The following is an 11,419-nucleotide window of genomic DNA, read 5'->3' as shown; positions in this document are numbered from 1 at the left end:
CTTGACGCGGATGGCTGTCACCCTCCGGACGATGATGGCGATAAGGCCGACCAGCGTCAGGAGGCCGAAGATGAGGCCGGTAATCTCAAGCAGGTAGAGCCGCAGAGGGCGAGCGTTGAACAGCAGCACCTGACGCGGTATCAGAAAGGCGACGATGTGCCCGGTCAGGACGGTCAGGATGCCGTAGTGAAACGGCACCAGCGCCCAGAAGTGCTGCTGATTCTCGAGCAACTGCGACGAGAGGCTCGAGTAGGTGAAGGTCTGCGCCCGGTAGCGGTGAATCGTGATCAGGAAGAAGATGATCAGCGCCACGTAGGGGAGCACCCCGAACAAGATGCCGTCAAGCCAGGTCATGGTTCGCCCGTTGATTGTTCTTCGTGCTTCGTTCTTCGTTCAGGGTCTCGCGGATTGCGTCGAGTAGCCGAACGTAGGGGCATTCAGCTTTCCGCAGTGCCCCGGTCAACTTGTCAAGCGCCGGCAGAAGGAACTTCGATTCAAACTCCCCGGCTTCTTCCGATTTCCAGACCTCCATTAGGCACAGGACGTTGGTCAAGTGGTCGGGAAGTTCGATGCCGGCGTCGAGGTTATGCTCGCGCAACTGCTTTGCGAGGTAAGCCATCAACTCGCCCCGCTGGTAGTCTTCGCCGAAGAGATGCCAGCCGACTTCGAGCGCCTGGTCGGGAATCCAGTCGAAGGTCCGGACGTGAAGTTCCTGCCGATCGTTAAGGCTGAGCGCGGCAAGCGACGCCTCAAATTCCTCCAGCGGACGGAGGGCTGCTGCTGGCAACGCCGACCGCAGACCATTCAAACGCAGTGCGGCATCACTCTCCGGATAGCGGAGCAATCCGGCGAGAGCCGATAGGGTCTTTTCGTTCATAGTTCTGCGCTCTTCATTTTGCAATATTAAAGCCCTCGTCTCGGTCCGGACAGGAATCCGAACCCGGCTTCGGTGCGCCGCTCGAAGGGGTCTTGCATCGCCTCGATTGCCTCCTCGCGGTGCTCGGGCGGGATGACGAAGCGGTCGTCGAAGGTGCAGAGGCTGGTCAGTTTGTAAATCGCCTCCGCTTCATCGGGGGTGCAGTCGGCTTCCTTCAGCATCCGGATGGCGGTCTCCTGCGACACATCGCCGACGGTGAGTGCCCGCCGCCACCAGCGGACGGCTTTCTGTTTGCGCAGGGCGTAGAGCACCTTGCCTTCCTGACCGGCGCCCAGGAGGCTGGCGAGGAACTGCACCGGCACCCGCGATTGGTTGATGTCGTGGAAGAGGTCGGATGAGGTCATTTCGACGCCGTTCTCCTGCCGCGACGCCATCACCGGAGACATCGGCGGGACATAGAAGAGCATCGGCAATGTGCGATATTCGATGTGCGGCGGGAGAGCCATCTTCCAGACCTTGACGAACTGATAGACAGGCGACTTCTGCGCGGCTTCGATCATCGCCTCGCTGACGCCCGACCGAAGAGCGGCTTCGACGACCTCGCTGCGGTGCGGATCGAGGATTAGTTCACGGTGGCCGTCGATCAGTTCGGCGTCGGGCAGGTTGGCGACGTCGTGGAGGCGCGAGGCGTCGTAGAGCAAGACGCCGAGGTAGCGAATCCGCCCGACGCAGGAGTGGAAGCAAGCCGGTGCCTGGCCGGTCTCTATGCGGGGGAAGCAGAGGATGCACTTCTCGGACTTGCCGGTGTGCCAGTTGAAGAAGGTTTTCTTATAAGGGCACGCCGCGACGCACGACCGCCAGGCGCGACAACGTTTCTGATCGAGCAGGACGATGCCGTCTTCGCCGCGCTTGTAGAGCGCTCCCGACGGGCACGCTGCGACGCATGCCGGGTTGAGGCAGTGGTTGCAGATGCGCGGGAAGTAGAAGAAGACGAGCCGCTCGACGGCGAAGAGTTGCTGCTGGACGACCGGGTCGAGGGCCTCGAGGTTGGGGTCGTTGCGGGCATAGACCGGCGAACCGCCCAGGTCGTCGTCCCAGTTGGGGCCGGACTCGATGTCGATCGGCTCACCGGTGATCATCGAGATCGGCCGCGCGGTCGGCTGGTCGGGGCCTTCTGGCGAGTCGAAGAGGGCTTTGTAATCGTAAGTCCACGGCTCGTAGTAGTCGTCGATCGACGGCATATGCGGGTTGTGGAAGATGTTCGGGACGATCCGGCCCCGCCCGGTCGAGCGGAGACGGATATCGCCGTTCGACTTTTCCCACCCACCTGCGAACTTCGACTGATCTTCCCACCGGGTCGGGTAGCCCCCTCCGGGCTTGGTTTCGACGTTGTTCCACCACATATACTCGGCGCCCTTGCGATCGGTCCAGATATTTTTGCAAGCGATCGAGCAAGTATGGCAGCCGATGCACTTGTCGAGGTGGAAAACCATCGATGTTTGCGAGCGAACGTTCATTGTGCTCTCAGTGAGTTGTCATTCCCGCGCAGGCGGGAATCCAGTTGGGTGTGCAACCGGACGCCCTCGTCCGGTTGCTGGCAGGCGGACGAGGGCATCCTCCCGCACGGGTATATTGGGTTACCACTTCAACTCCGGCAGTTTGCGCACCAGAATGTGGGTGTCGCGCTGGCAGCCGACGGGGCCCCAATAGTTGAAGTGATAGGTGAACTGGCCGTAACCGCCGACCATCAGATTCGGCTTGAGGCGCGTCCGGGTCAGGCTGTTATGACCGCCGGCCCGCCGGCCGTTGCGAAGCGGCGATTTCGGCACCGAATAGGTCCGCTCCGGCGAGTGATACTGGATGCAAATGCCCTTTGGGATGCGCGCTGAGACGACCGCCCGCGTGACGACGACGCCGTGGTCGTTGTGGACTTCGACCCAGTCGTTGTCGTTGATGCCGATGGCGGCGGCGTCTTCTTCGCTGATCCAGAACGGCTCGACGCCGCGCGAAAGGGTCGTCATCCGCTGGTTGTCGCCGTAGGTCGAGTGTATATGCCACTTGCCGTGCGGCGTCAGGTAGTTGAGCATCACGGCGCGCGGCGATGTGCCATCCGGATCGGGTTGCCGGTTGTTCGAGGTGAACATCAGGTCGGCATACTGCACCGGCAGCGGCTTCGGTTTGTAGGTCGGCAGGTGCTCGCCAAACTGGATGTAACCGGGATGGTCGAGATAGAAGTGCTGACGGCCGGTCAGGGTGCGCCACGGCACGAGGGCTTCGACGTTGTAAGTGAAGGGGCTGTAAGCGCGGCCATTTTCGATCAGTCCGGACCACATCGGGCTGTTGACGAACCGGAAGGGGCGCGTCTGCAGACCTTTGTAATCGGTGCGAACGCCGCGATAACGTTCCACCAGCGGCGTCAGAGGCAGGCCGACCTTCGCTTCCATATTCTTGTAAGAGCGATAGGCCAGTTCGCCATTGGTGACGGTGGCGAAGTGAAGGATGATATTGCAGGACTGTTCGTCTTCGGCAATCGAGAGCAGCCGCTCCTCGCCGACGACGACCGTGGGGAGCGATTTTGCCGCCTCCTCATAGACGTCTTTGATCTGGTAGTGCGTCCCGTGCGCTCCGAGGCCGTTGTCGCGCGCGAGTGGCCCAAAGGCGCCGTATTGCTCGTAGATCTTCGTATAGTCGCGGCTTACGACCTTGAGCCCGGGCATCGTCTTACCGGGGAGGGGGACTTCACCTGCAGCGAGCCAATCCTTCATAACCGGCTGGGCGATCTCGGCAGCGGTGTCGTGCGCCAGCGGCGAAGCGATCAGGTCCTTCACCGGCTCCGGCAGGTGCCGCCGGGCCAACTCGGCGACCTTTTTCGCAATGGCGCGGAAGGTCTGCCAATCGCTCTTGGTCTCCCAACAGGGTGGAACAGCCGCCGAGAGGGGATGGATGAAACTATGCAGGTCGGTAGAGTTGAGGTCGGCTTTCTCATACCAGGTTGCAGCGGGCAGGATGATGTCGGAATAGAGCGCCGAGGTGTCCATCCGGAAGTTGACATCGATGACGAGGTCCATCTTGCCCTGGGGGGCTTTGTCGCGCCAGACGACTTCAGCGGTTGAACCAGCGGCTATCTCCTCGGCGATGGCGTTGTCGTGTGTGCCGAGGTAGTGGCGCAGGAAGTATTCGTGGCCCTTGGAGGAGGACATCAGGGCGTTGCCGCGCCATATAAACCAGAGCCGGGGCCAGTTTTCCGGAGCATCGGGGTCTTCGACCGCGAACTGCAACTTGCGGGCGCGAAGTTGCTCCACGACCCAGGCGACGATCTCGGATTCGTTCTTCGCTCCGGCGGCTTCAGCCTCGCGGACGATCTCGATAGGGTTGCGGTTGAACTGCGGGTAGAAGGGGAGCCACCCATTGCGGACCGCCTTCACCTGGACGTCGATGGTGTGGCCCGCGGCGAGGAAGGTCTCGCCCCCCTTTGCGTCCCCCCCGCTGAGCGGGGGGGAATGAGGGGGGGGCGGAACGGTATGATAGTCGGTGAAGGCACGCTCGTAACGCCATTGGTCGGTGTTGACGTAGTGCCAACTGGGAGCGTTCTGGAGCCGTGCAGCGGGGAACCAGTCACGGGCAAAAGCGATGGCACTCCAGGGTTCGCCGGGAGCAAGTTTCTCCTGCCCGACATAGTGCGCCAGGCCGCCGCCGTTGACACCTACGCAACCGCAGAGCATCAGCGCGTTGATCCCGGCGCGATACATCAGGTTGCCGTGATACCAGTGGTTAATCCCGGCGCCGATGATGATGGTGCACTTGCCCTTGGTCAGTTCGGCAGTGGTGCCCCACTCGCGGGCGAAGCGGATAAGCGTCTCGCGTCCGATGCCGGTGAACTTCTCGGACCAGGCCGGGGTGTAGGGCGAATCGGCGTCGTCGTAGTTTTTCGGGTAGTCGCCGGCGAGACCGCGAGCGACGCCATATTGCGCCATCAGGAGGTCATAGACCATCGCAACAACAACCTCGCTACCGTCGGCACACCTAATCCGGCGGACCGGAACCCCGCGCTTTAGACTGGCGGCTCCGGCGAAGTCGTCGAAGAGGGCTTGCACCACGTCGTCGGAATCGGGCAGGAAGGTCAATTGCGGTTTAATGTCCTTGCCGTCGAGCCCGTCTTTCAGGAGAAGGTTCCATTTGCCGCCTTCGCTGCCCCAGCGAAAGCCCCCCGAGCCCATCGGCATCTTTGGCGCTCCCGTTGCGCTGTCCCACATCAGGAATTTCCAATCGCCGTTCTCGATATGGGCATAGGGCGCAAGCCGGTTGGCACGGAGCAACTGGCCGGGACGGTAGAGCGCTTCCCCCCCTTCCGTCCCCCCCGCAGAGCGAGGGGGAGTAACCGGCAGCAGTTCGACGAGATAGGGGCAGTCGGTGTATCTCTTTACGTAGTCGATGAAGTAGGGCGTCGGCTTGCGGTGATGGAATTCGGTCAGCAGAACGTGGTTGACTGCCATCCACCAGGCTCCGTCCTGTCCGGCGTTGAGGCCGATCCACTCGTCGGCATACTTCGAGACTTGCGAAAAGTCGGGCGCAAAGACCCACATCTTCGACCCGTTATGCCGCGCTTCGGCGGCGAAGTGGCAGTCCGGAGTGCGGGTCATGTTGAGGTTCGAACCCATCACGGCGAGCAGTTTGGCGTTATACCAATCTGCTGACTCTTGGACGTCGGTCTGCTCACCCCAGGTTTCCGGCGAAGCCGGCGGGAGGTCGCAATACCAATCATAGAAGGAGAGGCTGCAGCCGCCGAGTAGTTGCATCAGCCTGGCGCCGCCGGCATAACTTATCATAGACATCGCCGGGATAGGCGAGAAGCCGGCGATCCGGTCCGGGCCGTGAGTCTTGATGGTGTGGACTGCGCAGGCGCTGATGATCTCGGTAACGGTATTCCAATCGGCCCGACGGAAGCCGCCCTTGCCGCGGGCGCGTTGAAACCGCTTGCGCTTGTCAGGATCGGATATCAGTTTCGCCCATGCTTCGACCGGGTCGTAAATCTCGGCCTTCACTTCCTTCCAGAGGTCGAGCAGGGCGCCCCGGATGTAGGGATATTTGACCCGCAGCGGGCTGTAAAGGTACCACGAATAGGAGATACCGCGTTGACAGCCACGCGGCTCGTAAGGGGGCAAGCCTGGCTCGAGCATCGGATAGTCGAGCGCCTGCATCTCCCAGGTGACGATCCCCTCCTTGACGTGGATATACCACGAGCAACTGCCGGTGCAGTTGACGCCGTGCGTCGAGCGGACGATCTTATCGTGCTGCCAGCGGTTGCGGTAAAACTCCTCCCAACTGCGGAGAGCCGGGTTGGTCTCGTCTTTGATCCAGGGAATGGAATCGGCAGATTTCATTGTGGTTGTAGAATAAAAGTTGAATAGTCAGAAAGTCGGAAAGTCGCCGGCGATCCAAAAGCGGAAATCAATGCGTTGAGCTGTCGAACTTGCCAACTTTCCAACTTGTTAACTTGTTCTTCGTGGGATACTCACCATCGCGGGTGAGCGCGCTCGCTTCGACTTGCGCTCTACGCACCGAGCGAAACCGGCCCCGCCATATCACTTCGAAAAGGGCCAGCGCAATGAACATCCCGACCAAGCCCATGATGAAGAAGTTTAGCGCAGCCGGGGAGCGGTCCTCACCACCGTGTCGGGCCGTCTCCTCAAAGAAGGCGGTAAGCGCGACGACCTCGTCCTGGGTAAAGGGATGACTTGCAAAGAGCGGCTGCATCGTCGTCGTCGCAGGGGCGTTGAGCCATGACGCGAGAGCCTTGCGGCCTTGCAGGCGCTCATAAACGAGGGTCAGGTCAGGCCCGAGGCGCCCGCCTGAAAGGCCTCCCAAACCATTGACGGTATGGCAGGAAAGGCAGGCTGCTCCGCCGCCCGAAAGAGGCTGTTTGCCCAGGAATAGGCTTGCGCCATAGGCAATCTGTGCCGGTGTGAATGGCTCGTCGCCAATAGCCAGTCCGACGAACTGCGAGACCTCAAGTTTCGACTCAACATCGATCAGGTCGAGCAGAGCCGTGATCAGATCGGGATTCAGGGTCGGGATTGACGGCATCACGACGTCGCGCGATTCCTGCTTCAGTTTGACCGCATAGGGATCGCCGGAGTCGATGAGCGCCTTGGGGTTGGCTATGAACCGTGCGAGGTAGATTCGGTCGGCGCGAGTCGTAACGTCTTTCAGATCCGGACCGGTGAGCCGGCCACCTCCGATGGTGTGACAACTGGCACAGTTCTGGCGGAAGTATTGAGCCGGATCCTGCGCGATGGCGCTCGATGCGGCACATAGCAGAAGGAGTGTGGTTGATAGTAGTGCATTCACCGGAGTTCCTCTTGGGGGGTTTGGAGGTCGGGTGCGACCTGGGCAGCGATGCCGCCGATGGTCGTGCGGGTCAGAAAGGCGGTGTAGGTGTTCTTGACCCGCTTCCAGGCATGATGCGCCGAACAGGGCTGGCCGTCGGTGCAGAGGTGGCTATGTTGAAGGAAGCAGGACGGCACGGCGGCTTCGCCCTCGAAGACCCGGGCGACCTCGAGCAGGGTGATAGTGTCCGCCGGACGTTTGAGGCGGTAGCCACCGCCCGGGCCGCGGGACGCTTCGACGATGCCGACCTTGTTGAGAGCCAGCAGGATCTTGGCGAGGTAGTTGTTGGGGATGTCGCTGGTGAGGGCGAGGTCCCGTCCGAGGAGGGTTCCACCCTCCTCCAGACGGGCCAGATGGATAAGGGCCCGTACCGCGTATTCCGAGGTAGTTGAGAGCACGCCGAAACTCCGGGGCGAAAACTCTTGACTTGTTGATGAACAATGTATAGATTGTCTGCCGTGCTGTCAAGAGGGGGAACGGTCTTTTAAGCAATTTCGCAAAAAAACTCCTGCCTCCCCTGACTAAGCCGCCAAGTGTAGATTTATCTTTGATATCAATCCTCCGACCCCGGATGCCTAAGGCTGGCAACTACGGCCTCCGAGGCGTCGGCGAAGCGGGAGACCGCGACCTCGCCGTGAGGGCGTCCTTGGAAACAGGGCCGCCTCCCAACTTTGGAAAGGAGATCACTTTGCCGCCACTATCACTCCCGGATCCGACAAGGCTGGTGGCCGCCTCGGAGAAAGCCATTCCCCGGCGCGGCCAACTCCTTCGTCTCGCCGTAACCGACCGCTGCGACTTCCGCTGCCTCTACTGCGCGCCTCCGGGCGGGCTGCCGAAGACGCCTTATAACCACTTACCGACGCTCGACGAACTGGCGGAGGCCGTCCGCTACCTGACCGAGGCTTGTGCTATCCGACGGGTGAAGATCACCGGTGGCGAGCCGCTCCTGCGGCCGGGGGTCGTCGGACTAGTGGAGCGGCTCGCGGCGTATCCTCATATAGAGGAGGTATCGCTCACCACCAACGGGTCGAAGTTGGCGCGACTGGCTCAGCCTCTCAGGGAAGCCGGGCTGGCGCGGGTGAACGTCTCGCTTGACACTTTGGATCCGGAGCGGTTCACGCAAATGACCGGCGGCCGGATCGGGTCGGTGCTCGCCGGGATCGATGCCGCAATTGAAACCGGGTTGAAGCCGGTCAAGTTGAACGCGGTGTTGACGCGAAGTCATTGGCGGGAGGACGTCCCGGCGCTAATCCGGTTTGCCGGTGAGCGGGGAGTCGAGGTGCGGTTCATCGAACTGATGTCGGTCGGCCCGGCGGCCTGGTTTGCAGCGGAGGAGTTCATTTCAGCACGTGAGGTGCGAAGTGAACTTGAAGGAGCCTATCGGCTTGAACCGGTGCCGGGAAGACCCGGAGCGCCGGCACGCCGGATGCGAGCCGTCGGCCCGGACGGCGACGCCTTAACCGGTTGGATCACGCCGCAGTCGCACTCCTTTTGCGACCACTGCGACCGGCTGCGACTCGACTGCCATGGCCGACTGCGCAGGTGCCTGATGGACCCGATTGCGCTTCCGCTCCTGATAATGAGCGGCGAAGGACGCAAGGCGAAGTGCCTGGTAGTCAATGAAGCGGCTTTGGAGGGTTACTTAGCCGGCAAGCGGGCGCCGGACTTTATGGCCGGACCTACAGCAATGATAGCGATCGGGGGGTGAATGGGCGATGACCTTGCATGTGGCACGCTGACCAGTTATGCTGCAGGATCACCTATTTAGGCCAGATCGGTCAAGATTTTCCATGCAAGTCATTCCCGATCTATCGACTTGCCGCCTTTCATATGCTATATTCTATTCAGCCTGGGCATCAGCCTGGGCCATCCGACAATCCTTACCCAGCGAAAGGAATGCTCAATGGCTCGCAGTCTCACCTTTCGGCTCGTATGCCTCGCCATGGCCATCTTCACCTTGACGCTCGGCTTGCCTAATATGGCGTGGGCGACAGACCTGGATCTCGAGATGCTGATCCAATGGGATCAGGAAGCAGAACGATATGACATTGAAGTGCAAGTTCGATTCCTCGATTCCGGCGGCATCCCCATTACAGACTGGCAGTCAATGACCCCTAACTCCAACTACTCCGTCTACACGCTTAACTGGGTTGATGTCCCGGCCAACGCCGCAATAGCCCAGTTCGTTTGGACAAATCCCGATCCGAGGCTCAGTTCGGATGGCCAAGACGTCATCGACGGTCCAGACAATTCGGATCCCATAACTGCTGAAGTCGCCGTAAATTGGCAAGGTGTGACTTCAAACGATGTCTTCAATGATTGGGATGGCAACTGAAACAAGCTTTGGAACCTCAATGGGGGCTCAATGAGGCGGAATCCAGCCAATCAACGCACAGCCTGAGCAAGTCATAGGCTATGAGAATCTCAGCCATAGTGCAGTTCGCGCTCACCTATGCTGGCGTCGTCTTGGCCGAACCCGAAATAGATCTGCTTCGATACTATGATTTCGGTGCTAATGACGAATTCCGGGACATTTACGCCGCTGCTAATGGCGAATTTGCTGTATGTGGTGTTCGCGGTAGCGAAAGTGGCATATTGGCCCGGATGGATACAGAAGGCGAGATTATATGGCTTATCGAAACCTGGGACTTCATGCCGCGCTCGATAATCGAGGCCGATAATGGTGATTTCATTATTGCTGGAGGCATCGAGCAGGTGGCCGCAGTGATGCGTGTGAGTGCCGATGGTGGAGAAGTACTCTGGGTTGAAACCTATGGGGAAACAGTGTTTAATGCAGTAATTGAACTTAAGAGCGGGGAGTTTGTATGTTGTGGAAGAACCACAAATGTCAGTGGCAGAATAGCCGCCATCGATGCCAATGGTGAGATCATATGGAATCGCTTCTATGCGCCATTAGGAAACATCTATCAGGACTTTTATGCACTGCGGGAAACCGACGAGGGGGTCATCGCTGTCGGACGGGCAGCCGCAGGCGCTTGGATAATCCGATGCAATTTCGAAGGTGAGCAGATTTGGAATCGAATACTCAATGCAGAAGTAAGTCGCCATTTCTATTCGATTGTCTCCGGTCCAAACGGATATGCCTTGGGCGGAATTCGCGAGGATAGATGGCCCTGGGAAGGCTACCGATGGGCATATACAAGCTTAACAGGAATTAGTGCAGATGGAGACATTCAGTTCGATGAAGTTTACCCGGAGCAAGTGCTTCCGGGACACCGTAATTACGGTGTTGCAAGGATTTCGGATGGCTTTGTCGCAGTAGGATGGGAGATTCCGGATATATTCCGAGGTCAATTCCTTCGTGCGAGCCATCCCATCGCCCATCGGACATCGCCCAACGGTGAGTTAGTTTGGCGCAAGGACTTTCATCAAATAGTTGGTCAGGTTGGAATGGGAAATGTCACCAGCAATAAACTGACCTCCGTCATCACCCTGCCTAACAACGTCATCGTCGCCTGCGGTTCGATGGTGAGCAATGAAGAAGAAAACGGCGACGACGCTATCATCGTCCGCCTCGAACCCGACATTCTTGGTCCGGTCGTCTTCCACAAGGAACCCGAAGACTCCCTCCTTAAAGTCCTCCCCGGCGAAACCATCGACTTCCTCGTCCGCGCCCGCAACCAGCAGGGCGAGGAAATGTCCTATCAGTGGACCTACCGCGACACCGTCCGCTCGCAAGATACTTCCTGCACTATCCGATTTGACGAAAGAGGCACCTTCCCGGTCGTATGCCGCGTAACGGCCGGTGAATGGTCGGTCGAAGTCGTCTGGGCGGTGGAAGTAACTGATCTTTTCATATCTTCCTTCACGCCGGATACCCTCGACTTTACCATTCAACGCGCTAATGATATCGCGTTCGGTATTGAGGTTGTTTATGAGGGGGCGTGGGAAAACCTCGTAATGAACTGGGAGTTGGCAGACCTTGCGGCTAACCGTAGGGAGGAGGTCGGTTTCGGTCTGGAGCACGTTCAGCGGTTCGACCGGACTGGCGGCTATGCCTTGAAAGCCAAGGTCTTCGACCCCAACGTCGATCCCATTCCCGCAGATTCCGTCCAATGGGCGATTCAGGTGCGGGGGGTTATTCGGGCCTTTGAGCCCAATCTCCCCGAAATCTCCCTTGAGCCGCGGCAGGAA

9 protein-coding genes and 1 riboswitch are annotated in these 11,419 nt (G+C 59.6%); of the genes, 3 read left to right on the top strand and 6 right to left on the bottom strand.

The genetic code is table 11. From position 1 onward, the window contains the following. The 6 genes from FJY67_09215 to FJY67_09190 all read right to left on the bottom strand — a co-directional run. Positions 1 to 354 (bottom strand): respiratory nitrate reductase subunit gamma (locus tag FJY67_09215; GenBank protein MBM3329630.1); only part of this gene is annotated, 354 nt, incomplete at its 3' end. Next, entirely contained in the window at positions 341 to 877 is a 537-nt protein-coding gene (locus FJY67_09210) for a hypothetical protein (GenBank protein MBM3329629.1), read from the bottom strand. The genes FJY67_09210 and FJY67_09215, both read right to left, overlap by 14 nt. 26 nt (positions 878 to 903) lie before the next feature. Further along, a complete protein-coding gene (gene narH, locus FJY67_09205) occupies positions 904 to 2,394 on the bottom strand; it encodes a nitrate reductase subunit beta (protein MBM3329628.1) in 1,491 nt (496 codons plus the stop codon). Between the two features lie 120 nt (positions 2,395 to 2,514). Continuing rightward, a complete protein-coding gene (locus FJY67_09200) occupies positions 2,515 to 6,258 on the bottom strand; it encodes a nitrate reductase subunit alpha (GenBank protein MBM3329627.1) in 3,744 nt (1,247 codons plus the stop codon). 67 nt (positions 6,259 to 6,325) lie between these two features. After that, positions 6,326 to 7,369, bottom strand: coding sequence for a cytochrome c (locus FJY67_09195; protein ID MBM3329626.1), 1,044 nt, complete (start codon positions 7,367 to 7,369; stop codon positions 6,326 to 6,328). Further along, complete coding sequence (locus FJY67_09190) at positions 7,222 to 7,710, bottom strand: Rrf2 family transcriptional regulator (GenBank protein ID MBM3329625.1); 489 nt, start codon at positions 7,708 to 7,710, stop codon at positions 7,222 to 7,224. The genes FJY67_09195 and FJY67_09190 overlap by 148 nt, the downstream gene beginning before the upstream one ends. Positions 7,711 to 7,811: 101 nt before the next feature. Beyond that, a riboswitch (molybdenum cofactor riboswitch) is annotated at positions 7,812 to 7,962 on the top strand. Between FJY67_09190 and FJY67_09185 the strand changes: the two genes are divergently transcribed. The 3 genes from FJY67_09185 to FJY67_09175 all read left to right on the top strand — a co-directional run. Next, on the top strand, positions 7,953 to 8,972 hold the full coding sequence (locus FJY67_09185; protein ID MBM3329624.1) for a radical SAM protein: 1,020 nt from the start codon (positions 7,953 to 7,955) through the stop codon (positions 8,970 to 8,972). Its footprint overlaps the riboswitch before it by 10 nt. Before the next feature lie 195 nt (positions 8,973 to 9,167). Continuing rightward, positions 9,168 to 9,599 carry a hypothetical protein gene (locus tag FJY67_09180; GenBank protein ID MBM3329623.1) on the top strand — a complete coding sequence of 144 codons (432 nt, stop codon included), beginning with the start codon at positions 9,168 to 9,170 and terminating at the stop codon, positions 9,597 to 9,599. An 80-nt stretch (positions 9,600 to 9,679) separates the two neighbouring features. Further along, positions 9,680 to 11,419: hypothetical protein (locus tag FJY67_09175; GenBank protein MBM3329622.1), on the top strand; the 1,740-nt coding region annotated here is incomplete at its 3' end.

It is taken from the genome of Calditrichota bacterium (assembly GCA_016867835.1).
Taxonomy (GTDB): domain Bacteria; phylum Electryoneota; class AABM5-125-24; order Hatepunaeales; family Hatepunaeaceae; genus VGIQ01.
The sequence above is the reverse complement of the archived record's forward strand: the minus strand, read 5'-3'. Positions and strand labels throughout refer to the sequence as shown.

Bases quoted from the DNA above. Each gene is read 5' to 3' on its own strand.
- FJY67_09210 (MBM3329629.1), bottom strand. From the start codon at position 877: ATGAACGAAAAGACCCTATCGGCTCTCGCCGGATTGCTCCGCTATCCG.
- narH (MBM3329628.1), bottom strand. From the start codon at position 2,394: ATGAACGTTCGCTCGCAAACATCGATGGTTTTCCACCTCGACAAGTGC.
- FJY67_09200 (MBM3329627.1), bottom strand. From the start codon at position 6,258: ATGAAATCTGCCGATTCCATTCCCTGGATCAAAGACGAGACCAACCCG.
- FJY67_09180 (MBM3329623.1), top strand. From the start codon at position 9,168: ATGGCTCGCAGTCTCACCTTTCGGCTCGTATGCCTCGCCATGGCCATC.